Annotated in this window: 21 protein-coding genes and 1 pseudogene; 7 read left to right on the top strand and 15 right to left on the bottom strand. The window is 70.9% G+C overall.

Going from position 1 to position 22179, the window contains the following annotated elements; genetic code table 11:
• Nucleotides 1-13 precede the first annotated feature (13 nt).
• The 4 genes and pseudogenes from AOK22_RS11750 to AOK22_RS11735 all read left to right on the top strand — a co-directional run bounded on the left by AOK22_RS11750 (nucleotide 14) and on the right by AOK22_RS11735 (nucleotide 4465).
• Nucleotides 14-996 (top strand): annotated as a pseudogene (locus tag AOK22_RS11750) (phosphotransferase family protein).
• A gap of 90 nt (nucleotides 997-1086) precedes the next feature.
• Nucleotides 1087-1614, top strand: a complete 528-nt coding sequence (locus tag AOK22_RS11745) for a MepB family protein (protein ID WP_055698546.1) — start codon at nucleotides 1087-1089, stop codon at nucleotides 1612-1614.
• 269 nt (nucleotides 1615-1883) lie between these two features.
• Entirely contained in the window at nucleotides 1884-2849 is a 966-nt protein-coding gene (locus AOK22_RS11740) for an NADP-dependent oxidoreductase (RefSeq protein ID WP_055698545.1), read from the top strand.
• Between the two features lie 59 nt (nucleotides 2850-2908).
• Nucleotides 2909-4465 (top strand): bifunctional 3-(3-hydroxy-phenyl)propionate/3-hydroxycinnamic acid hydroxylase, encoded by a 1557-nt coding sequence (locus AOK22_RS11735; RefSeq protein ID WP_055698544.1) that lies wholly within the window; start codon nucleotides 2909-2911, stop codon nucleotides 4463-4465.
• A gap of 18 nt (nucleotides 4466-4483) precedes the next feature.
• Here AOK22_RS11735 and AOK22_RS11730 read toward each other — a convergent pair whose 3' ends face one another.
• The 13 genes from AOK22_RS11730 to AOK22_RS11670 form a co-directional block, all read right to left on the bottom strand.
• Entirely contained in the window at nucleotides 4484-6151 is a 1668-nt protein-coding gene (locus AOK22_RS11730) for an amidohydrolase (protein ID WP_055698543.1), read from the bottom strand.
• A gap of 25 nt (nucleotides 6152-6176) precedes the next feature.
• A complete protein-coding gene (locus AOK22_RS11725; protein ID WP_237773156.1) occupies nucleotides 6177-7019 on the bottom strand; it encodes a mycofactocin-coupled SDR family oxidoreductase in 843 nt (280 codons plus the stop codon).
• Nucleotides 7020-7099: 80 nt separating this feature from the next.
• Entirely contained in the window at nucleotides 7100-7900 is an 801-nt protein-coding gene (locus AOK22_RS11720; protein WP_055698542.1) for an SAM-dependent methyltransferase, read from the bottom strand.
• Between the two features lie 150 nt (nucleotides 7901-8050).
• Nucleotides 8051-8605: a hypothetical protein gene (locus tag AOK22_RS11715; RefSeq protein WP_055698541.1), complete on the bottom strand. Its 555-nt coding sequence runs from the start codon at nucleotides 8603-8605 to the stop codon at nucleotides 8051-8053.
• A gap of 588 nt (nucleotides 8606-9193) precedes the next feature.
• Nucleotides 9194-9754: a dihydrofolate reductase family protein gene (locus tag AOK22_RS11710; RefSeq protein WP_055698540.1), complete on the bottom strand. Its 561-nt coding sequence runs from the start codon at nucleotides 9752-9754 to the stop codon at nucleotides 9194-9196.
• A 502-nt stretch (nucleotides 9755-10256) separates the two neighbouring features.
• Nucleotides 10257-12023 (bottom strand): ATP-binding cassette domain-containing protein, encoded by a 1767-nt coding sequence (locus AOK22_RS11705; protein ID WP_244164744.1) that lies wholly within the window; start codon nucleotides 12021-12023, stop codon nucleotides 10257-10259.
• Between the two features lie 173 nt (nucleotides 12024-12196).
• The gene (locus tag AOK22_RS11700; protein WP_063795241.1) at nucleotides 12197-12865 is read right to left on the bottom strand and encodes a phosphotransferase; all 669 of its coding nucleotides are present in this window, start codon (nucleotides 12863-12865) and stop codon (nucleotides 12197-12199) included.
• A gap of 581 nt (nucleotides 12866-13446) precedes the next feature.
• Nucleotides 13447-14379, bottom strand: a complete 933-nt coding sequence (locus AOK22_RS11695; protein WP_055698537.1) for a hypothetical protein — start codon at nucleotides 14377-14379, stop codon at nucleotides 13447-13449.
• 75 nt (nucleotides 14380-14454) lie between these two features.
• Nucleotides 14455-15009 (bottom strand): hypothetical protein, encoded by a 555-nt coding sequence (locus AOK22_RS11690; RefSeq protein WP_244164742.1) that lies wholly within the window; start codon nucleotides 15007-15009, stop codon nucleotides 14455-14457.
• The gene (locus AOK22_RS11685; RefSeq protein ID WP_055698536.1) at nucleotides 15006-15674 is read right to left on the bottom strand and encodes a response regulator transcription factor; all 669 of its coding nucleotides are present in this window, start codon (nucleotides 15672-15674) and stop codon (nucleotides 15006-15008) included. The genes AOK22_RS11690 and AOK22_RS11685 overlap by 4 nt, the downstream gene beginning before the upstream one ends.
• Nucleotides 15671-16882: a sensor histidine kinase gene (locus AOK22_RS11680; protein WP_055698535.1), complete on the bottom strand. Its 1212-nt coding sequence runs from the start codon at nucleotides 16880-16882 to the stop codon at nucleotides 15671-15673. Before AOK22_RS11680 ends, AOK22_RS11685 begins: the two co-directional genes overlap by 4 nt.
• A gap of 2 nt (nucleotides 16883-16884) precedes the next feature.
• A complete protein-coding gene (locus tag AOK22_RS11675) occupies nucleotides 16885-17409 on the bottom strand; it encodes a hypothetical protein (protein WP_055698534.1) in 525 nt (174 codons plus the stop codon).
• Between the two features lie 135 nt (nucleotides 17410-17544).
• Entirely contained in the window at nucleotides 17545-18030 is a 486-nt protein-coding gene (locus AOK22_RS11670) for a hypothetical protein (protein ID WP_157872219.1), read from the bottom strand.
• A 148-nt stretch (nucleotides 18031-18178) separates the two neighbouring features.
• Between AOK22_RS11670 and AOK22_RS11665 the strand changes: the two genes are divergently transcribed.
• Nucleotides 18179-19333, top strand: coding sequence for a hypothetical protein (locus AOK22_RS11665; protein WP_055698532.1), 1155 nt, complete (start codon nucleotides 18179-18181; stop codon nucleotides 19331-19333).
• 116 nt (nucleotides 19334-19449) lie between these two features.
• On the opposite strand, the gene AOK22_RS11660 is transcribed toward AOK22_RS11665, so the two are convergent.
• Nucleotides 19450-19824, bottom strand: coding sequence for a hypothetical protein (locus AOK22_RS11660; RefSeq protein ID WP_157872218.1), 375 nt, complete (start codon nucleotides 19822-19824; stop codon nucleotides 19450-19452).
• Nucleotides 19825-19896: 72 nt separating this feature from the next.
• Nucleotides 19897-20469 carry a TetR/AcrR family transcriptional regulator gene (locus AOK22_RS11655; protein ID WP_055698530.1) on the bottom strand — a complete coding sequence of 191 codons (573 nt, stop codon included), beginning with the start codon at nucleotides 20467-20469 and terminating at the stop codon, nucleotides 19897-19899.
• Nucleotides 20470-20684: 215 nt separating this feature from the next.
• Here AOK22_RS11655 and AOK22_RS11650 point away from each other — a divergent pair, with 215 nt between their 5' ends.
• The gene (locus AOK22_RS11650; protein ID WP_055698529.1) at nucleotides 20685-21422 is read left to right on the top strand and encodes an SDR family oxidoreductase; all 738 of its coding nucleotides are present in this window, start codon (nucleotides 20685-20687) and stop codon (nucleotides 21420-21422) included.
• 198 nt (nucleotides 21423-21620) lie between these two features.
• Nucleotides 21621-22169 carry a DUF4383 domain-containing protein gene (locus AOK22_RS11645; protein ID WP_055698528.1) on the top strand — a complete coding sequence of 183 codons (549 nt, stop codon included), beginning with the start codon at nucleotides 21621-21623 and terminating at the stop codon, nucleotides 22167-22169.
• Nucleotides 22170-22179 lie beyond the last annotated feature (10 nt).

Raw genomic sequence — 22179 nt, 5'->3', positions numbered from 1 at the left:
ACAGCCTCCCTCCATGGTGACGGGCGAGGGGGCCGGGCACGTCGGCGCCGATCTTGAGGATCAGGGATGGGGCGCGACACGCGCCTGGGTGGAGAAGGGACTGTCGGAGGGGGAACGCATCGAGAAGGCCGCGAGGCTGCGCGGCGGCTGGACCTCGGAGATGCGCCGCCTGGACATCGACGGGCCGCGCGGGCGGCGCTCGCTGGTCCTCCGATCATTCGTCAAGCCGCTCTACGTCCGGCACGCGGAGGGTCTGCTGAACCGCGAGGCGCAGGTGCTGCGCCTGCTCGACGGCGCGGATGTGCCCGCGGCCGGTCCGGTGGCCGTGGACCCCACGGCGGAGCACTGCGATCACCCCTCCTTGCCCATGTCCCTGCTGCCAGGCACCGTGCGCCCGGACGACGAGGGGGCCGCCCGGCGCACCGAGCTGCTGGCCCGGCAACTCCTCGGCATCCACCGGCTGTCGGTGCCCGCCGCGTCACGGCCGCGCGACTACCAGGCGTGGACCTCTCCCGAACGGGTGAGCCCACCCGACGACACCGCGCGCCCCGAGCTGTGGCGACGGGCCGTGGAGGTGATCCGCCGCCGGCCACCGACGTACCGGGCGTGCTTCCTGCACCGGGACTTCCACCCCGGCAACGTCCTCTTCACGGGAGACGGCGACGGCATGAGGATCAGCGGCGTCGTCGACTGGGTGGAGACCTCCTGGGGCCCGCCGACCTGGACGTGGCGCACTGCTCCACGGCCTTGGCGCTGCTGCACGGCGTGCTCACGGGCATGGACTTCGCCGACCGCTACACGGCGGCGGGCGGCACCCTGGCCGAGGATCGGGCCGCCCACCTCTACTGGCGGCTGCTGGACGCCCTGGCCTTCGCCCCGGACGCCGAGAAGGTCGCCGTTCCCTGGCGCGAGGTGGGCCGCACCGCCCTGACCCGCGCCCTGCTGACCCGGCGGCTGGAGGAGTACGTCCAGGCACTCTTCGACCGCTACGCCTGAGTCCGGACGCCGCTCCCGAAGGAGCCTGGCGCGCCCCCGACAGGCCGAGCCGACGACGAGCACGTACGAAAGCGCTGGCAGGATGAGTGCATGGTGACGCATCAGCCGTGGTCAGCGCTCCACGACGACCTGCTGGCCGCGAAGGCGTCGGTGTACGACCCGAGCGGCTTCGTCTGCTCGCTGCCGGTGCCCGAGCCGGAGGGCGCCGAGTACGCGGCGTACGCCTTCACGCTCGACGGACGCTCGGTCCGGTTCCGCGTGGGCAAGACCACGCCGACGAAGGCGGGTCAGTTCGTCACCGTGTGGCAGCGCTCCGAGCAGGGGCCGATCCGGCCCTTCGACACCGACGACGGGGTCGACCTCTTCGTGATCAGCAGTCACGACGACGAAGGCTTCGGGCAGTTCGTGTTCCCGCGCGAGGTGCTGTGCGAGCGCGGCATCGTCTCCCGGGACGGTTCCGGCGGGAAGCGCGGATTCCGCGTCTATCCGCCGTGGGTGACCACGACCAACCGGCAGGCCCGCAGCACCCAGGCATGGCAGGTCGACCACTTCTTCGACCTCGGCCGCCAGAACCTCCCCGCCGACCTGAAGCGGGCCCAAGCCCTGTACCGCGCATAGGAGCGGGGAGCGGGTCCGTAGCCGTCCGCCCGGCCGAGCGGACCCCCCTCAATTGCGTCTGACGCAAGCTACCTGTGCGAAGTATGCAATAGACATCAAGCCAGGGGCGTTCGAGACTGAGGTCGTCGAGGTCACCGCAGCGCCGTGACCGCAGCCGCCAAGGCCGTCCACCGACCCTCGGCACGGGGACGACGGCACCTGACCGTGCCGCCGCCACGTCACCCCCGCGCCGACGGGACCGAACCACACCCCACTCGGAAGGATCACCCATGCCCGGAATCGTGCGACCCACCGCGTACGGCAGCCCTGACGTCCTCCGCGTCTTCGAACAGCCGATCCCGCGCCCCGCCGCGGACGAGGTCCTCGTCCGCGTCCACGCCGCCGGCGTCAACCCCATCGACTGGAAGCTCTACAGCGGCACGTTCCACGCGGTGGACGACAGCAACCAGGACTCATTCGGTCTCTCTCTCGACAGCCTGCCCGCGCTCGGTCTGGAGTGCGCGGGAGTGGTCACGGCCACCGGCGCCGACGTGACCGGAGCCAGGATCGGCGACGAAGTGATCGTCTACCCCGTGACGGCCGCCTACGCCGAGTACGTCACCGCCCCCGTGACCTCCCTGATCCCCAAGCCCGCCACCCTGACCTGGCCCGAAGCGGGCGGGCTGATGCTGACGGGCACCACGGCCACGCACACGCTGCACGCCGTCGGCCTGGGCCGGGGCGACACCGTACTCGTGCACGGCGGTTCCGGCGGAGTGGGCCTGATGGCTGTCCAGTTGGCGGTCGCGCAGGGCGCCACCGTGCTCGCCACCGCCGCGCACCGCAATCACGGTCTGCTGCGCGAACTCGGCGCCGTCCCGATCGCCTACGGCCCCGGCCTGCTCGACCGTGTACGCGCCGTCGCACCGGACCGCGTCACCGCCGCCGTCGACTGCGCCGGTACCGACGAAGCGCTCGACACCTCCCTGGAACTGGTCGCCGACCGGCGGCGCATCGCCTCCATCACCGGCACCGACCGACGCGTCCACGCCGGCATCCACGTGATCGGCAACGGGCCGGGCCAGGACATGGGAACCGACATCCGGCACGCCGCGCGCGCCGACCTCGCGGCCCGCGCGGGCGCGGGCGAGCTGCGCGTGTTCATCGACACCTGCTATCCGCTGCACGAGGCCGCCCTCGCCCACAAGACCGGAATCGCCGGTCACGCCCCCGGCAAGCTCGTGCTCGTCCCGTGACCGCGGGCCCTCATCCCCACGCGACGACCCCGCCCTTGGAACAGGAGAACGGAGACACCATGGCCAACGGAACCACGGAGAAACAGGCGGCGAACAAGACGTCGCCCCGCGTCGACGTCGCCGTGATCGGCGCCGGACCGGTCGGCATGACCCTCGCCGCGCTGCTCGGCAGGGCCGGGCGCTCGGTCGTGGTGTGCGAGCGCTACCCCGCCCCGTACGGCCTTCCCCGCGCCGCCAGTTTCGACGGCGAGGTCATGCGAGCGTTCCAAGGGCTGGGCCTGGCCGACGAGTTGGCGCCCCTCTTACAGGAGCGGGAAGCGTACGAATGGCGGAACGGCGAGGGAGAACTCCTCATCCGGCAGGAGTTCCGGAGCGTCGGCACCAACGGCTGGGCCGACCTCTACATGTTCCACCAGCCGGACCTGGAGAAGGCCCTCCACTCGCTGTGCGCGTCACTGCCGAACGTCGACATCCGCTTCGGCACGACAGTCGTCGGCCTGACCCAGGACCGTGACCAGGTCACCGTCGACACGGCCGACGGCGCCGCCCTCTCCGCGCGGTACGTGGTCGGCTGCGACGGCGGCAACAGCTTCGTACGCGAGGCCCTCCGCATCGAGCAGGACGACCTCGGCTTCTCCGAGCCCTGGCTGGTCTGCGACTTCGCGCTCCGGCGGCCCGCCGCCGAACTGGGACTGCCGCCGATGCTGCAGATCGGCGATCCCGCCGAACCGACCACCATCATCACCACCGCCGCCGACCATCAGCGGTTCTGCTTCATGCTCGACGAGGGCGACGTCGAGCGGGAACGTGCGGCGGACAGCGTCTGGGCCCGCGTGGAGCGCTACTTGTCCCGCGACGACGCCGAGATCGCCCGCGTCGCCGCCTACACCTTCCGCTCACTGGTCGCCACACGATGGCGCCAGGGGCGCATCCTCCTCGCGGGGGACGCCGCACACCAGATGCCGCCCTTCCTGGCCCAGGGGTTGTGCGCGGGCATACGAGACGTACTCAACGTCGCCTTCAAGCTGGATCTCGTCCTCAGGGGAGTACAGGGCGCCGAGGCGCTCGACACCTACCAGAGCGAGCGGGATCCGCACGTGCGCGCTGTGACGCTCGCGAGCATGGAGCTCGGTCGCCAACATACGCTGCGCGACCCCGAGCTGGCCCGCGAGCGCGACCGCGCACTCCTGGCCCGCCGAGCCGCGCTTCAGGAGCCCGAACGCATGCGGCTGCCGGATCTCGGCCCCGGCATGTTCGACACGGGCGGGGGCCGGCTGTCGGTCCAGGGGCGTGTCAGCGACGGCCGCAGGACCGGGTTGCTGGACGATTTCGCAGGCGGTGGCTTCCGCCTCCTGGTCGCCGAGCAGGACCTTCCCCTGCTGGACGTGCCTTCGCTGAGGGACGTGGGTATCACCGTCGTCGGCCTCGGCGCTACGGCCGCGGGTGCCGTGGTCGCCGATCTGGACGGCACGTACCGGCGATGGCTCGACGACCTGGGCGCCACCGCCGTGGCCGTGCGCCCCGACCACTACGTGTACGCGGCCGGGACGGACGCGCGAGAGGTGGCGAGCCGGCTGCTGTCGCTGCTCAGCCCCGGTGTCACGGCACTCGCCTGACCGAGAGGCCAGGGGCCGTCACCGCGGGGAGTCCTTGGAGCGGTGCGCCCCTGCCTCGAAGACCGGCGCACCCTCCACGAAGGTCATCCTGACCTCGGTGCGGTGCACTTGGGTGATCGGCACCGCGAAGGGATTCCGGTCGACGACGACGATGTCGGCCAGCATGCCCGGTTCGATGCGGCCGACGCGGTGCGTCATGCCCTCCTGGCGCGCGGAGTTGACCGTGAACAGATCGAAGGCCTGCTCCAGCGTGATGGCCTGGGACGGGCCCAAGGAGTCGGCGCTGCCGCCCGGCTCCTGCCGGGTGACGAGCGACTCCAGGGCGGCCCACGGGTTCACCGACGGCACGACGCACCAGTCCGAGCCCGCCACGACCAGCGCGCGTGCCTCCAGCATCTCGCGCACCGGCCAGGCGCGTTCGACCGCTTCCAGGCCCACGGCGGCCGTGATGTCGGAGCAGATGGGGGAGGGCCGCCACAGGTAGGGCGAGACCTCGAACGTGGCGCCGATCCGCGCGGCGCGCTCGATGTCGGACTTCGTCACGAACGAGCAGTGACCCACGTTGTGCATGTGCGGGCCGTGGCCGTTGGCCGTGCGGGCCGCCTCGATGGCATCGAGCGCCGCGCGGGCCGCCGCGTCGCCGGCCGCGTGGAACTTGACCGTGATGCCCATCCGGTCGAACCGGGTCACCGCCTCGTCGAGCACCGCCGGTGCGATCGCGAGCATCCCGTACCGGCCCGCCGCGTCGTCCCGTCCCTCCTCCGTGTCCTTGTAGGGGTCGATCATCGCCGCTGTGTGGCTGTCGGTCGGCACGCCGTCGAGGAAGATCTTCACGCAGTCGGGGGCGAGGTGGTCGCTCGCGTAGAGGTTGCGGTGGGCGATCACGTCCTCGCACAGGGGGTCGTAGGGCGACCACACGAGACACAGGCGCACGTGCTGCCTGATGGCCCGGCGTGCGGCGAGCCGGGTGTAGGCGCGCAGCTCGGCCTGCGGCCCGGCGGTGAACCCGACCGCGGCCTCGGTGAACGAGGTGATGCCGTAGGAGAGCATCTCGTCGAGGGCCCACTCCAGCGCCGCCTCGACCTCTTCGTCGGTCGGTTTGGGGGCGGACGCGGCGAGCAGGTCGGCGGCGGTCTCGCGCTGTATGCCGCTCGGATGACCCGCCGCGTCCCTCTCGAAGAAGCCGCCCAGCGGATCAGGTGTGCCGGAGTGGATGCCGGCTGCCCGCAGTGCCGCGCTGTTCGCCCATGAGCTGTGTCCGCTGGTGTCCTCCAGGATGACCGGATGATCGGGGGAGACGGCGTCGAGCAGGGTCCGGTCCGGGGTGCCGCCGAGGGCGAACGCGTCCCACTGACCGCCGAGCACCCAGGCCCCGGGGGCGGCCCGGGACACGTGCTCGGCCACGATGCGGAGGGTCGCGTCCAGACTGGAGCCCTGCGGGACCTTGCAGCGCCGTTCGCGCACTCCCGCGTAGATCGGGTGCACGTGCAGGTCGTGCAGGCCGGGAAGAACCGTGTCGCCGGCGAGGTCCACCACCCGCGTGTCCGGTCCGCGCCGTCGCAGCACGTCGTCGCGACCGCCGACCGCTTCGATGACCCCGGCGCGCACGGCGAGCCCGTCGGCCCAGCCCGACGACGTCCTGACCTGCCCACCCACCAGGATCGTGTCGGCGTACTGATCGGTCATGGCGCGCGACCTCCGGCTCGGTGACTCAGCGGCGGTTGATGAATCCGGCGTCGACGGGCAGCGTGACACCGGTGACGTAACGGGCTTCGTCCGAGGCCAGCCACAGCACGGCGTGGGACACGTCGATCGCCTCGATGGTGTCCACGGGCAGGGCGTTGGGCGACCCCTCGGACAGGATCGGGTCCTGGGCGACGAACTCGACCATGGCCGGGTCCACGACCATGCGGGTCGCCACGCCGGTCGGATGCACGGAGTTCACCCTGATGCTGTGCTGGGCGAGGTTGTTGGCGTACGTGCGCATCAGCCCGACCACACCGTGCTTGGAGGCGGCGTACCCGAGACCGCCGTTGCTGCCCCCGCCGATGCCGACCAGCCCGGCCGTGGAACTGACGATCACGATGGAGCCGCCCTGCTCGGCGTCGATCATCGACGGGATGGCCACCTCGATGGTGTGGAAGGTGCCGGTGAGGTTGACGTCGATGGCGTCGTGCCAGGCCTGCACCTGGTCGTCCACCAGGAGCGGCGCGATGCCGGCGTTGGCGACGACGACGTCGACCCGCCCGAACGCGTCGAGCCCGGCGTCGAACGCCTCCTGAAGCGCGTCCCGATCGCGCACGTCTGCCTCACGCGCCACGACACGGCGTCCCAGACCCTCGACCTCCTCGACCGCTTCGGAGAGGTCCTCGGGCGTCGACTGCGGATAGGGCACGGTCTCGACCGACCGGCAGATGTCCACGACGACCAGATCCGCGCCTTCCTCGGCCAGCCGCCGGACGTGACTGCGCCCGAGCCCTCCGGCCGCACCGGTGACGAAGGCCACCTTGCCGTCCAGACGCCCCTTCCCCGACCGGGCCACCTCATCCGACACGCCCACCACCCCGCGCAAGCCGCATAGTTCCGACCTACCGCAGGGATCAACGAACGTCACCACCCGAGGACCACTCAGGATCAGTCGGACTTGCGCGCCACGCCCCCGTAGATGCCGATCGCGTCGGAGCCCGCAGGTGGGGTGGCGTCCGGGCGCCAGAACGGGACCTGGGTCAGGCCGGGCTCGACCAGCTCGAAGCCCTCGAAGAAGCGCAGGGTCGCGGCACGGGTCCGCAGGTTCAGGGTGGCGGTGGCCTGGTTGTAGACGGCCTGCGCCTCGCTGCGGTCGGCGAAGTCGCCGGTGGCGTGCGAGAGCACCAGATAGCTTCCGGCCGGCAGTGCGTCGCGCAGGGTGGCGACGATCTGTTCGGGCTTCTCGGCGTCGGTGAGGAAGTGGACGATGGCGACGAGGAACAGCGCGACCGGCTGATCGAAGTCGATGAGGTGCCGCACGTCGGGGTGGTCCAGGATGGCCCGCGGATCGCGCAGATCGGCGAGCACGGTCGTGGTGCCGCCGGCGCCGTCGAGCAGCGCGTTGGCGTGCGTGTTCACGATCGGGTCGTTGTCCACGTAGGCGACGCGTACGCCCGGCGCCGTCTCCTGGGCGGTCTCGTGCACGTTCGGCGAGGTGGGCAGGCCCGTGCCGATGTCGAGGATCTGACGGATGCCGTCACCGACGACGTGACGGACGGCACGCCTGAGGAAGTCGCGGTTGGCCTGTACGCCGACGCGGGCCTCGGGCGCCGCGGCCGCGAGCTTGTCACCGGCGAGGCGGTCCACCTCGTAGTTGTCCTTGCCGCCCAGCAAGTAGTCGTAGACCCTCGCCGGGTGCGGCCTGCTGGTGTCGATCTCCTCGGCGTGAAAGCCCCCGTCCTGCCTCACCCTGCACTCCTCCCGCCGACCACCACGGTCTCGCCCGCCAACGACTGGCGGCAGCTTCTCATATCAACTTCGCGGTGGACGCGGGCAGTTCCCAAGATCGGCGACCATCGCCCCGCGAGCCACGACGTCTCGGTGCGAGATGCCTCCGACTTACGCGTTCGGCAGGACCCCTTCGGGGATCTGCGCGTCCTTCGCCTTGTCTCCCGCCGGGAGCTGGTCGGCGTAGCCGGCCTGGGTCCACACGAGCTTCTTGAACTGCTCGGGAGTGAGCGTTCCGCGCCACGGGGTGTTGCCGGGGCAGAACACCGAGGTGCAGCCGACGCAGTAGTGAGCGGGCTGCCACAGCGGCTCCGCAAGGGGCATCCCGGCCAGCGCGGCGGCCTTTTCCCCGCGATCGCCGCGCACCACGAAGAACGTCCCGAAGAAGCAGACCAGAGCGAGGACCGCGCCGCCGATCACGTAGAGCGGCTTCTCCTGCTGAACGCCCGTGTACACAAGGCCGACGCCAAGAGCGGTCAGCACCATGCCCTCCGCGAAGTGCATGCATCCGTCGCCGGTCTTGTCGGGCCCCGGCGCGAGTCTGCTGTGCAGACCGTCGCGTATCGCGCGCTTCCCTGTCTGTGCCTGCTCGACCGTCCGCACGTCGGTGCTGCCGCACCCCGGACATGAGACGTCAACCGGCCCTGCGGCCCCCTGAGAATCCATGCCGAGGAGCCTAGTGGTGCCTTGATCGGGTGGTTCAGGGGCGTCCTGTTCAGCCGAGGCAGGCAGGCGCGTGGGAGATGTGACCCCGCGGTGAGCCGTGTGCCAGGAGCCTTCCAGGTGGCCCCGGGAGTCTGGCGGGACAGCTCGTTGTCGGTGGGTGCGGAGGCGTGATGGACCTGTCGGTGAAGGACATGGCGAGGAACACGGCTGGTGGGCGCGGTGCGCGGGACGTGTGGGACGACCTGCTGCAGACCAATCTCACCTCCGTGGCGTCGATGGTGGACACGAACCTGTCGCTCGCCGTCGGCGGGCCCCCTCCGGCGGGAGCAGGGCCGAGGACTTCACCCTCGCGATCCAGCGCACCCTGTGGTGCGCCGCGGGCGCCGTGGCCCTGGTCTTCCTGCTGTCCTTCGTGCTCCCGCCCCGCGCCCGCAGCTGGGGATAGTGGACGCCCCGGGCGCGGCGTCCGGAGCGGGTCTCCGGCCGCCGCGACCCGGGCCGTGGGACGTGTGACGCCATCCACTGTTCGACGCGAGCCGGGGATCAGGGGGTCCGCGCGTGCCGGTGCCAACTGCTGGAGGTGCGCGTCTACTTCCGTACGCGGTAACGGAGCATCGTGACGGCACCCGACTGGGTGTTGCTGAAGGGTTCCAGGTCGATCCGGCCGAGACCGGGCGGCGAGAACCGGACTCCGTCGCCGAGCAGCACCGGTACGACGTACACCAGGATCTCGTCGACGAGCCCGCGCCGCAGGCACTGGGCGGCCACGTCGGCACCGAGGACCTCAAGGTTCTTGTCGCCCGCGGCGGCGCGCGCCGTGGCCACGGCTTCCTCGATGTCGCAGGTGAGGAAGGTGACGCCGGAGTCCGGCTTGTCGGGAGGCTCGTGGGTGAGGACGAACTGAGGCCCGCCGTCGTAGTCGGTGTCCTGCTCGGCCATGCCCTGGGCGACGTCGTAGGTGCCGCGGCCCACGAGCATGGCGCCCGTGGCCGCCATGACCTCCGGGAACGTGTCCGCGGTCAGATACTCGGAGAACCAGTCCATCGCGTGGTCGGGCCCGGCGATGAACCCGTCCAGCGACATCACCCTGTTCACGACCACTTTGCCGCCGCCGGCACTGTCGCCGGTGCCGGTGCTCGCGTCACTCATGCCATTTCTCCCAGGATGTCGAAGGCCCGGGCCCGCATCATAGGGGCCGGCGCGCTATCGGGCCCAGAGACGCTGGAAGCCGCGCCGGGAGAGCTCGCGAGGCAGCATCCGGCCCAGCGCGAGCGCGGCCCGGCCCCTGCTGGTGGCCGTCGAGGATGGCGAGATAGCCGTGCCGTCCGTCCCCGGGCCAACCGGCGCCCTTGCAGTTTGAAGGAGCCACCGTGCACCAGCCTGCGGCCTCAACCTGTCCACGATCCAGAGCAGCTGGACGAACGCCGCGCCGCGATGGGTCTGGACACAACAGCCGAGTACGACCAGCGCATGCGAAGAACGTACCCGAGCTGAGGTATGCGTTGTGCTGCCGCATGAAATGGCTGTCCTGGAGCCCCGGATCGCCTGGCCGCGGACGTCCCGCTTGATGATGAGGGATACAGCTTGACGGGGGAACCGTGGGACCGCGCCGACTGCGCGGTCCCACGGTGAGGCGTGGTGGGAGGGGTGCTCAGCGGTCCTGGGCCAGCGCGTAGAGCTCGCCCAGCAGGCTCCCTTCGGTCGCGACGAGGCCGTCGAAGGTGCCCTGCTCGCGGATGCGGCCGTGTTCGAGGACGACGACCCGGTCGGCCATCCGGACGTTGTCCAGTCGGTGCGTGACCACCACGGTGATCCGGTCGGGTGCCATGGCCCGCAGCTCACGGAAGATCTGGTGCTCGCCGCGGGCGTCCATCTCGCTGGTCGGCTCGTCAAGGACGAGGACGGCCGGCTCCCGGTACATCGCCCGTGCGCACGCCAGACGTTGCCACTGGCCGCCGGACAGCTCGTGGCCGCCCCATACGGAGCGGGCGAGCAACGTGTCCAGTCCGTCGGGCAGTTCGCGCAGCGCCTTGGTCATGCCGACGCGTTCGGCGGCGTCCCAGATCCGCTCGTCGCCGTGCTCGCGCGGCTGGCCCAGGGTGATGTTCTCGCGGGCGGCGAGAGGCCAGTGCCCGTTCTTCTGCGGGACCAGACCCACATGGCGCCAGACCGACTCCGCGTCGGTGGTGGCCAGATCGACGTCGTCCCAGAGGACCTTGCCGTCGGTGGGCACGGTCAGCCCGGTGAGCATCCGGATCAGCGTGGACTTGCCGGCGCCGTTCTCCCCGACCAGCGCGACGACTTCGCCGCGGTTGAGGGTGAGGGTGATGGGCCGTACGGCCGCGGTGTCCTTGCTCGGGTAGGTGTAGGAGGCGCCCTCCAGGCGGATCTGCCGCGGGGCCGCGGCCCGCGTGGCACCGCGGGCCGTCGTCATCGCGCGGACCTCGTCGATGAACTCGTGGTAGTCGGACAGGTAGAGGCCGTGATGGAACATGACCGTGCTGTATCTGATGACCGCGTTCAGGGAGCGGCCGGCGGTCTGGGAGGCGACGACGGCCGTGCCGGCGATCGCCGTGGACATGGCGCCGGTGAGCACCAGCGCGGCCAGCGAGGCCCACATCCCCAAGGTGAAGAGGCCGCCGAGTGTCGCGGCGAGCAGCGTGATCCGCAGGTAGGGCTGAGCGCCCTGTACCTCGCGGCGGCTGATGCGATCACTCATGCTCCGGTACCAGAAGTGCAGGTAGGGGCGCATCGTGTTGGCCCGCAGCTCGTCGCTGAGCGTCTCGGTCGTCAGCCACCAGCGCATCATCCCGCGGACGTTGCGGGCGGAGACGGTCCGGTCGTGCACCCGGTAGTCGACGCGCGCGGCGATCACACCGCCCAGACCTCGGGGGAGCACGGACAGCAACAGCACACCGAGCAGCAGGGGGTGCAGCGAGGTCAGTACCGCGGCCGCCGAAGCGAGCTGGACGAATCCGTTGGTGAACGTCTTGGCGTCGTCGGCGAGGTCGACGGCGCGCAGCGCGCCGAGCTCCGCCGCCTGGCTGCGGTCGGCGAAGCCCGGTGCGTCGTACGCGGCGAGTTCGGCCCGCATGTGCAGGTCGACGAGCTGCAGGTCGGCGGCCGAGGCGATCTGGGGGTTCAGACGCCGGGTCGCCCAGTCCGCGAGGATCCACATGCTCGCCCCGGTCGCCATCGCGACGACGGCGACGGTGAGCGCGGGCCAGGCGTGCGCCAGGCCCGCACGGGGGTCGGAGACCATGAGCTGGGGCAGTGCCCGGGAGACCGAGCCGAGCATCACGGCCGTTCCGATGCCGGACAGCAGCTGGCACACGACGATGGTGAGGGTCATGTGCCGGTCAACCGTCCAGGCCAGGCGTGCGGTCTGGGCCAGTGCCGCGGGGATACGGCGGGCCATGTCCCACAACGTGGTCTGGTCCATCGCCAGCCGGTGCGGGCGCCCGTTGTAGTCGAGTTCCGGCGGTGCGGACGGCTGCGGAGCCCCCGCCCGGGCCGCCGGAACGGCCCCGGGCGCTTCGGGCGCGTCTGCTGGGCCGGTGTCCGTCGCGGTTGTCTTCTCCTGCGGTGCCCTCACGCGAACACCCCCGTCGTGAGCCGGTCAAGAGTGCGCTTGCCGCGTGCGGTGACCTCGTGGTCGCCGAGCCGCGGGCCCCAGTGGAGACAGCTGACCGCGTCGAGCGCCGCCAGGCACCTCAGCGCGTGCTCCTCCTCGGGCGTGAGGTCACGGCCGTAGCCCTGCAGGCAGGCCGTCCGCAGCTCGGGTCGATCCACCCACGTGCTGCAGGCCAACATGACGAAGTCCTGTACAGCGGGGGCGAAATGGCTTCTCTCGAAGTCGATCCAGCCTGCTTGTCTCCGGCTCCGCGACCACAGGAGATTGCGGTCCCAGGCATCGCCGTGGGTGAACGCGAGCGGCAGCGCTGGAAGGACGCGCAGGTCAGCGGCCAGATCACGCACCAGCTGCTGCTGGGGCGACGTCACGCGGTCCTCGGCTTCGCGCAGATGGTTCTCTGCGCCGTCCGCCGCGGTCCGCAGGGCGAACGTCTCGCCCTCATACGCCAGCGGGTGCCGACAGACCTTCAGGTAGAAGTGGACGTCGTTGGGGAGAGCGAGGCGCCAGACGTGGGAGTCCTTCCGCGCAGGGACGGCGTCCCGGACGGTCGATCGGGCGCCGAGGGCCCGGCCGACCCCCGCGAGCAGGTCCGCAGCGGGCGGGGCGGGCGTGTGCGGGTCGGTCATGCTCCCCACCCCGATGACGGTCGTGATGCGCAGGCGAGGACGCGGCGCAGGTCGACGGGGCGTCGGAACGCGAGGGCCCGAGGGGCCTGCGCAGGAGGGTTCTCGAACACGGGGTGAAGAGCGGCGAGCACGCGGACGGGATTCACGGATCCTCCTCGGGAGCGGGAAACGGTCACAGCACTCGACCGGCGCACCTGATCAGAAGGCCGGTGCGGGGTGAGTGATCTGCGGACGGAACCCTCGCCCACGCCACTGACAATCCGCGGCGGACCGCACCATGATCCGGACAACCCGAGACGGTTGTGCGGCAGCTCGGATCCGCGTAGGTGTGAGCCGATGACCTGCGGGTAAGCCAGAAGAAAGGATTCTTGAACGACGGCGTCACGGCCCGGATTCCGGGGCCCGACAACCTGGCTTGAACTGCCTGCGGCCAGGGTGACAGGCGAAGTGGCACCCCGCCGAAACGGCAGCCAGGCGGTTAGCATCGACTCCTCGATCACCCTGAGCGACCACCAACCGGCGGTTCGGCCCGGGCGGTGCGCCCGGACGCGAGGGCCGGCGGGGGAGAGGGTCGGCAGGAGTCAGATACGGGGCCAGTCCTGGCGGGCTGTCACCTCGCGTGCGACACGACGCCACTGATCGTCCCCACCGGGCAGCGGCCAGGCCCAGGTGGGCTGTTGCGCGGTGTTCAGGTCGTGGAGGAGGCGCGCGAGCTGAGGCCCGGCCGTGGCGGCTCCGTCCGGGACGGTGGGGCCGTGGACGGCGCGGAGCTGTGCGAAGCGGGCCAGTTCGTATGCGTAGAAGCCCACGGCCTCATCAGTGCGCGCGGCCACGTCGTCGCGCGGCAGCGTGCGGTGCAACTGCAGCAGCGGAGGCTCGACGGACTCGGCGATCGCCGCGGCGAGCCGCGCGTGACCGTCCAGGATCAGATGGCAGTCCAGGCCACTGACCCACCACAGCAGCACGGGCGGGAGGGTCCCGTCACGCGCCTGCTTGCGGTACGCCTTGACCCGGCCGTCGTCAGCACCGGGCATCGGCCGCAGCGGCAGGACCTCCCACGAACCGGAATGGATGAACCAGTCGATGAATCCGTCGGGCTGGCCCTCGACGAGCACCGCATTCCAGTACTCGGCATGCGAGGTGTCGGAATGGCGCCAGCGCTGGATCGGACTCTCGCACGAAAGCAGCCATCGACCCTCGTACAACGGGCTGCCCGGTGCGTCGGTGAGGCTCTGGGCGAACCGGTGGGCCCACCGTCGCGGGCTGCCCGCCAGGGCGCGCGCCGTGTCGGCGCGCAACGGCGGGACGCATGAGCGATACGCGTCGGTGCGCCAGAAGTCCACGCCGTGGAGGTGCGCGTCGACGACAGCGAGCAGCACGGGCCGCGACAGCTGGGAGAGGAGGAGCCGCGGCCCGGCAGCGAACACGCACAGCCCCGGCTGGCTACGGTCCCGGATGTCCAGGGACAGGCCCACCCACGTGCCGTCGTCCCGGTTGACATCGATGCGCTGCATGACGAGAGGGTAGACGGCTGCCTCTGGCGGCGGCCCCAAGGTTCTTCAGCCTGCTCCCGGGGCCACCGGCTTGCCTCAGCACGGCTCATCCCTGGGTTCGGCCGGAGCGCGAGGACGCCGGACCAGCCGCCGAGCTTCGGCCGTGACCTCGGCGTCGATCTGCGCCGGTGTCCCGTCGCTGTATTCGAGGGCGTCGTACTCGTCGTCCAGCTCGACCAGTCGTCCGGCCAGAGGCAGTTCGTGCCCGAAGTGTTGGTGGATCCGCCAGACCAGCTCGCGTGCCGTCAGCTCGCCGGCCAACATCCGGGCGGCAAGCGCTCGTACGGCCGCCTCCCGCCCGTCGACGCTGTCCCCTGTGTGGAGGGTGAGGCCCAGTTCGTCGAGTGCCGGGGGCAGGAGATCGGGTACGTCGTAATCCGCCTCCGCGCGCGTGCACGCCGCCAAGATCCGCAGCGCAGGACTGTCCAGCCCGGCAACGAGCGCATCACAGGCGGCAGCGACGACGTCGGCTGCGCCGGTCTCGCCCGTGCTCCAGAGAGCGGCACGGTCCTGAAGCCCGATGGCCGCCGCGGCGATCAGCTGCTCCCGGTCTGCCTCTGCGGGGCTGTCCGCTGCCGGGCTGCCGGTCACGCGAGGCCCGCTGCGATGGCCCGGCGGACGGCGTCCGCGCGGTCGCGGATGTCCGCCTTGGCGAACAGGTTGTTGATGTGCGTCTTGACCGTGGCCTCGCTGATGAAGAGCTTCTCGGCGATGCCCCGGTTGGGCAGGCCCTGCCCGATGAGCGCGAGCACTTCGCGTTCGCGGGGTGTGAGGTCCTGGGGCAGGGCGGTCTGCCCCGGCGCGGGTGCCTTGGTCCTGACGGTGGCGAGCAGGCGGTCCTGGACCTCGCGGTCGAGTACGGACTGACCGGCGGCCGCGGCCCGGATCGCGCGGGTGATGTCCTGGCGTCCCGCGTTCTTGGTCAGGTATCCGCGGGCTCCCGCGGCCAGCGCGCCCAGGATCGAGTCGTCGTCGGCGAAGGTGGTCAGGACGACCACCGCCACCTGCGGGTGTTCCTCGGCCAGTCGGCGTGTCGTCTCGATCCCGTCCATCACGGGCATTCTCAGGTCCATCAGCACCACGTCCACCGGCCCTGCGGCGACAGCCGTCAGCACCTCGCCGCCGTTCGCGGCGGCCGCGACGACGTCGATGTCCTCGACCAGGGCGAGCACCGCGGCGAGGGGCTCCCGGACGGCGGCCTGGTCGTCGGCGACGACCACCCGCAACTGCTGCTGCTTCTCCGGCTGTTCACTCATCCCGGGATCACTGCCTCCACTTGCCAGCCGCCCTGGTGCGGCCCTTCGGTGACCGGGCCGGCGGTGACCGTTCCGCCCAACAGGGCGACGCGTTCGCGCATACCGATCAGTCCCATCCCGCTGCCGACACCGGCGGTCACTTCACGAGTGGCGGGGCGGTTGCGAATACTCAGTGTGGTCGATGCCACGGCGAACGTCAGCTCGACGTCGACGGCGCCCCCGGGAGCGTGCCGAGCCGCGTTGGTGAGGGCCTCCTGGGCGATCCGCAGCAGACACTGGGCCGCCCGGGCCGGCACGTCGCGTACGGTGCCGGTGACGGTGAGAACGTCGCGGTGACCCGAGGATTCCACCATCGCGGTCAGGGTCTCCAGCAGCGGCAGCGCGTCCTCACGCAGCGTGTGCACGGTCCACTGCGCCTGCTTCAGGCTCTCCTTGACCAGGCCGTGCGCCTTGCCGTGGGCCTCCCGGACCTTCTCCAGATCACCGGTGTCGATCAGCGCGTCGGCCAGTTCCAGCTGCATGTTGATCCCGGCGAGCGAGTGCGCCAGTACGTCGTGCACGTCCCGGGCGATCCGGCTGCGCTCGGTCAGCACGGCGGTGCGGGCCTCGGCCCGGGCGGCGCGTTCGGCCGACTCCGCCGCCTCGATCGCGGCCCGTACGGCCTGGCGCTGCGTGCGGTTGACGATGCCGACCAGGACCGGGGCGCCGGCGGTGAGCCCCAGCGTCCACGGCAACACGTCGTGTCCCGGGCCGAGCCGGAAGTACAGGACGGCGCCGCAGAGCACACTGCAGAATCCCGCGAGAACGAGTGCCGGCTTGGTCTCCAGCCGGTATCCGATGTGACCGGCGAGGAAGAAGGCGAAGAGGTAACTCGTTCCGCTCCTGCTGACGCCGATCAGGGCGGCCGCCGCGACGATGCCGAGCGTCAGCCAGATCAGGGCGAGGCGCGCGGAGACCTTGTGCTCGGGCAGGCGCCGGGCCAGCAGCGCCACGGCGTTGACCACGAAGAGGACGGCCACGGCCAGCCCCCGGCCGCTGAAACCCATGGGCCGGATCGTCAGCATGCCCACGACGACGACCGCGAGGGTCACCACCCACTGCACGCGCGGGTCCTGGCCGGGGACGGGCCGCGGTCCCGCCCCCTGGCCGGTGTCCTTGCTGAGGGGCGGGGCGCTCTGGTCTGCGGGCACGGGCCGAACATACTGCACGGTCAGGCCGTACGGTCGAGGACGGCCACGGGGCGGGTCGCCTTGAGGGCCCGGCTGCGTACGAAGATCGTGGCCACCCGAGTGACGACTTCGGTGAGAGCCATCAGTACGAAGGCAGAGACCCATGCCTGCTGGCTGGTGATGTGGTGCGCGAGGCTGAAACGGGCGACGTCGTCGGCGCCGCCGTCGTGCTCGACCCACATCTGGAAGCCCATCCGCGCTCCCATGCCCACGACCCAGAGGATCGCCGACACGGCACCGGCCTTGATCAGGAGGTGCCCGTCGAGGGCGCGGATCCGGGTGTAGATGCCGCCGGCGATGCCGAGCGCGGCGCCCACGGCCATCAGGGCCGCGATCAGGACGAGGTCGTTGCCCGCGGTGGGGACGGAGTCCAGGTACGAGTACGCCACGAAGGCCACGATCCCCAGCGGGAGCAGGAAGGTCTTGTGGTCGAGACGGTCCTCCCGCAGCTGCCGGAAGACGATCAGGATGAGGGCGATGTCGGCGATCCACTCGGTTGCTGTCATGCCCCCAGACTGCTGCGATGCGGCTCGCGACACCTGGACCCATGGGTGGAATCGAGGGTGGAGATGCCCGCTCGGGAGTCCCGATGCTTTCCCCGGCCCGTCGGCCCGTCGGCCCGTCGGCCCGTCGGCCCAAGGTCAGTCGGGCGGGCTGGGCGGCGTGCCGTGCCGGACGGTCTCTACGGCCCTCACCGGGTTGAGAGGCTTCACGAGCTCTTCGGTGGCGACGGCCACGAGGTGCGCCGGGGCCTCCCCGTCCGCCAAGCCTTGCGCGTACTCGATGGCCTGCGCGGGCGACAGCGCCGGCAGCTTCTGGCGCAGGGTCCGCGCAGCGTGCAGGCATCCGTACGCAGCGGCGGCTTCACGTATCGCGTGGTGCAGATCGTCCACCGCGGTGTGCACCGGCAGCCCGCGTATCCGGACGCGGTAGTCGGCCTCCCACTCCCCGGTCATCGAGGAGGCGGCGCCGATCATGTGCAGCCCTCCGTCGCCCCGGTCGACCACCGTAGACGCATAGTCGTCGACCAGTGAATTCGCGGAGTGAGGCGGGCCCGCCATCACGGCGCGCCAGAGAATGCCGTGATGGCGAGGGACGACCCGGCCTGCCCCAGCTGTGGTGTCCACGCCCGGGGAGCCCCTGGCATCGGCGTCTGGTGTGCCCGCGTGGGCCGGGAGCCGGAGCACGGAGCCCCAGCGTGTCTGCGTACGCTGCTGCGATGCGTACAACCAGGCTTTCCGGCCCCATGACCGTGTCCGCCGTGGGTGGTGCACGATGAGCAACGACCGTGCGGCGGAACTGCCTTCGCCCGAGGTGCTGTGGCACCGTGCGGCCACCCTCGCCGCCTGGGGCACGGAACAGGTGCTGCCCGAGCACAACTACGCCGTCGACAGCGTGGGAGTGCGCTCCGAGGACGTGGGCAACGGTTGGTGGGCCCTGTCCTGGGTCGAGGGCGGACGAGCCGTCATGTACGGCCTGGACAACGACTACAGCGACACGATCAGCCTGAGCCCGCCCCTGGACCTGTTGGCAGGCGGCCCGGCCTGGCTGCCGTGGCCGTGGTTGGAACGCCTCATCACCACGGAAGTCGTCGGCTTCGTGTACTGGTGGGACGGCGGCGCATGGGCGCACGCACCGTACCCTCCGGAAGCGCACGACGACGGCGTGGGCAGCATCGTGCCGGTGGACGACGATCCGGTCGAGCAGGTCTGCGCGGCTCTGGTGGACGACGGTGCCGATCCGGCTCGGGTGGCCGACAGCAGGGCGGCGCACGGCCGTGCGGCTGCCGCCTCGTTCGCCGATCGGCCGGTGCTGCCGGCGGGCCAGGGGGAGCCGTCGGACCGGAGGGTGCCGTGCGATCTGCCGGAGCAGCACGCCGCGGTCCTCGCTGCGGGAATGAGGGGCGCTGCCGAGCGGGATCGCGCGGAGCCGCCGGGCGGCGCGGCGCAGCGGGAGCGGTTGGTGGAATGGGTACGGGACCACGGCGTACCGGAAGAGGGGCGCACGGTCCTGGCGGCGGCCTTCGTCGACAGCAGGGACCCGCACTACGGGCAGGGACAGGACGGGTTCCAGGACGTGCTGCGCCGACGCCTGTTCGGTGAGGTACTGGAGCTGCTGACCGCGGTGCGGGAGGCGGAGGCCGACCAGGAGAGCGGTCGCTGGTTGTACATGCGGGTGACGGTGACCGAGGACGGCAGCACGGTGGAGCGGGCCTACGACTGCCTGCCGCACTGGTGGCCTGCCACGCGGAGTCTGGTCGCGGCCCTGCCGGGCACGGTCCGGGCCGAGATGGCTGCCCGGGCGCCCGCCTGGCGCCCGGAGTGGGCGGCCCTGGCCGACGAGGGCATCTGCCGCGACGGCGCACCGGCGGCACTGTGCCGAGTGGACGCGCTGCCTCCCTTCGTACGGCCGAAGCGGCCTGGCCGATAGCCGATAGCCGATAGCCGATCGGGAAAGGAGTCGCCTGCTGCGAGCCGCCGACCCTCTCCTTGACGTGCGCCAGGGCACGTCCGTTCAGCGGACGTGCCCTTCCATCCGTCTGCGTTTCAGACGCGGGTGGCGCGCTGTTCGGTGGTGGCGCTGACGGAACCGGGGTCGGTCTGGACGTAGGCGAAGGAGTCTCCGCTGGGCGCGATGTAGAGATCGAAGTGGAGGGAGGCGCCGACGGTGAGGGTGCCGGTGCAGTTCTTGGCGATGGTGCGGGTCCCGGTAAACGAACTGTCACGGGTAATCGTGCCGTTGAGGCTGGGGGGCGAGATCCCTTTCCGAGGGCCGGAGCCGTCGCAGCGTTCGGAACCGGCGAAGGCGAGCGGCTGACTGGAGGTAGCGGAGACTGAAAGGCCCCAACTGGCGAACAGGTATGTACCGGTCAGGGCGGTGGAGTAGGCCCACCCGGGCTGAGCGGCGGTGGTGTCGCCCACGGTAGCGACGCGTCGCGCACTGCACTCACGCCTGGTGGAGATTGCGCCGTTCAGCACCGCACAGGTGTGTCCTCATGGGCGGATCGTGAGGCCATCCAACGTGAGGTCGAGCAGGCGCTCTGCTTGCTGTCGGTGTTCGGCGCCCGCCGAGGTGAGAGCGATGCCCTCCAGTGCGGCGCTGATGTCGGTGGGCCGGATATCGGTACGGATCGCGCCGGCGGCCGTGCAGGCGTCCATGAGCGAGGTGATGGCGGCCTGGATCATCTCCCGGCTGTGACCATAGGGATTGCTGCCCGTCGCGGCGATGGCGCGCAGGGCGTCGATCATGCCGTACTTGGCGGTGACGTAGTCCAGGAAGAGGCGGGTCCACGCGCGCAGGGCCTCTACAGGTGGCTTCTGCGCGAGCAGGGCGGGGGCCGCGTCGCACAGGTGGGCGACCTCGTTGCGGTACACCGCCTCGATCAGGACCTCTCGCGTGGGGAAGTTGCGATAGAGAGTGGCACTCCCTACGCCCGCCTCCTTGGCGATGCGCTCCAGGTGCGCGTCCAACCCCTCCGTCGTGAACACGCGTACGGCAGCCGTGAGGATCTTCTCTCGGTTGCGCCGTGCGTCGGCCCGCAACGGGCGAAGCCCTCCGTCAGTCATCCGTGCTCGCCTTCCTGTGCGGAGATCCTCGCCTTGTTAAGCGGAGGAGCCCCCACTTAGCATCGAGTCAAGTGGGGGCACCCCCACTTGCACTGTAGGTCACCGCACGGGGCCCGCGCACACTCGGCAATCCCGGAATCCCGCAACTCGGGAATCCCGCAATCCGGGAATCGCGCAATCCCGCGGCCCCGTCGCCCCGCGAAAGGAAGCTGATGATGTCGGGTATCCACGGCAAGGTCATCGCGATCACAGGTGCCAGCAGCGGCATCGGCGAGGCGACCGCGGTCTACCTCGCCGAGAAGGGTGCCCGGCTCGTGCTCGGAGCCCGGCGCGAGGGCCGGCTGAACGCTGTCGTGGACAGCATCACGGCCAAGGGAGGCACCGCCACCGGCCTGGTCGTCGATGTCACACGTCGTGAGGACCTCCAGCGCCTGACGCGTACTGCCCTGAGTCAGTACGGCCGGCTCGACGTCCTCGTGTCCAATGCGGGCACGATGGCCGTCTCGCCGTTCGACGAGCTGCGCCAGGACGACTGGGACGCCATGGTCGCCACCCACATCACCGGCTTGCTGAACGGCATCGGGGCGGCCCTGCCCGTCTTCCGCCGACAGGGCTCCGGCCAGTTCGTCAACGTCGCCTCCACCGCGGCCTACGTCGTCAAGTCCCCCCAAGGGGTCTACGCGGCCACCAAGGCGGCGGTGAAGGTGCTCACCGAGGGCCTCCGGCAGGAATCGGGGCCCGACCTGCGCGTCACCCTCGTCTCGCCCGGCTTCACCAACACCGAGGGCGTCGGCAAGGGAGCCGGCCCCGAGGTCGCGGCCGCGTTGACCGAGCAGCGCGATGCGATCGCCATGCCGCCCTGCGCGGTCGCCTCCGCCATCGGCTACGCGATCGAACAGCCCGAGGGCGTCGACGTCAGCGAGATCGTCGTCCGCCCCACCGCGCAGGCCTGACCGCGGGGCCGCAGCCGAGACGGCGCAGGCGGCCGTCCAGGATTTCGGGCGGCCGTGCATCCGCTGAGCCAGATCCGCCGGAAACGGTCATGACGCACATTGCGGACCAGTGTGCGCGGGTGGTGGCAGGCCCGATGCGGGTCCCATGCCGCCACAGCCCTTCGCTACCAGCCGGGCGGCCGGCGGAAGGAGACCGAGATGAAGCTGCAGGAGGAACTTCCCGTTGATCACCACCTCGCAGGCGTGTACCGCTACGGCGCCGCCTTCTGTGGCGTGGTGCTCATCATCTTCGGCTGCCTCGGCCTGGCTGACGCGCTGACGCCGTTCAGCACCAGCGGGAGCGTCGCCGGCCTGACCACCAACACGGCCCTGAGCATCATTTCGCTGGCCGTAGGGGCGGCCCTCGTGGTCGGGGGAATCGTGGGAGGAGGCTTCGCCTCGAACCTGAACATGACCGTGGGGACGCTGTTCCTGATCAGCGGCTTCTATCACGTGTTCACCCTGGACCGTCCGGCGAACTTCCTGGACTTCGGCATGTCCAACGTCGTGTTCAGCTTCGTGATGGGGCTGATGATCCTGACGTTCGGCATGTACGGACGGGTCTCCAGCAAGCTGCCCCACGACAACCCCTACTGGCGGCGCCGCCACCCCGAGCAGGCCGCGCGGGAGGACTCCGCGCGGCAAGCGCGTGCACGAGCGGGACTTCCGGCGGGATCGCCGGGCGCCGGGGCGGCGCGGGGTCATTGAGGGCAGGGGC

The organism is Streptomyces silaceus (assembly GCF_001419745.1).
Lineage (GTDB): Bacteria > Actinomycetota > Actinomycetes > Streptomycetales > Streptomycetaceae > Streptomyces > Streptomyces silaceus.
The sequence above is the reverse complement of the archived record's forward strand: the minus strand, read 5'-3'. Positions and strand labels throughout refer to the sequence as shown.

Coding starts and splice junctions, on each gene's coding strand:
- AOK22_RS11745 (WP_055698546.1), top strand. CDS start 1,087: ATGGTGACGCATCAGCCGTGGTCAGCGCTCCACGACGACCTGCTGGCC.
- AOK22_RS11740 (WP_055698545.1), top strand. CDS start 1,884: ATGCCCGGAATCGTGCGACCCACCGCGTACGGCAGCCCTGACGTCCTC.
- AOK22_RS11735 (WP_055698544.1), top strand. CDS start 2,909: ATGGCCAACGGAACCACGGAGAAACAGGCGGCGAACAAGACGTCGCCC.
- AOK22_RS11730 (WP_055698543.1), bottom strand. CDS start 6,151: ATGACCGATCAGTACGCCGACACGATCCTGGTGGGTGGGCAGGTCAGG.
- AOK22_RS11715 (WP_055698541.1), bottom strand. CDS start 8,605: ATGGATTCTCAGGGGGCCGCAGGGCCGGTTGACGTCTCATGTCCGGGG.
- AOK22_RS11710 (WP_055698540.1), bottom strand. CDS start 9,754: ATGAGTGACGCGAGCACCGGCACCGGCGACAGTGCCGGCGGCGGCAAA.
- AOK22_RS11705 (WP_244164744.1), bottom strand. CDS start 12,023: ATGGCCCGCCGTATCCCCGCGGCACTGGCCCAGACCGCACGCCTGGCC.
- AOK22_RS11700 (WP_063795241.1), bottom strand. CDS start 12,865: ATGACCGACCCGCACACGCCCGCCCCGCCCGCTGCGGACCTGCTCGCG.
- AOK22_RS11695 (WP_055698537.1), bottom strand. CDS start 14,379: ATGCAGCGCATCGATGTCAACCGGGACGACGGCACGTGGGTGGGCCTG.
- AOK22_RS11685 (WP_055698536.1), bottom strand. CDS start 15,674: ATGAGTGAACAGCCGGAGAAGCAGCAGCAGTTGCGGGTGGTCGTCGCC.
- AOK22_RS11675 (WP_055698534.1), bottom strand. CDS start 17,409: ATGACAGCAACCGAGTGGATCGCCGACATCGCCCTCATCCTGATCGTC.
- AOK22_RS11665 (WP_055698532.1), top strand. CDS start 18,179: ATGAGCAACGACCGTGCGGCGGAACTGCCTTCGCCCGAGGTGCTGTGG.
- AOK22_RS11655 (WP_055698530.1), bottom strand. CDS start 20,469: ATGACTGACGGAGGGCTTCGCCCGTTGCGGGCCGACGCACGGCGCAAC.
- AOK22_RS11650 (WP_055698529.1), top strand. CDS start 20,685: ATGTCGGGTATCCACGGCAAGGTCATCGCGATCACAGGTGCCAGCAGC.
- AOK22_RS11645 (WP_055698528.1), top strand. CDS start 21,621: ATGAAGCTGCAGGAGGAACTTCCCGTTGATCACCACCTCGCAGGCGTG.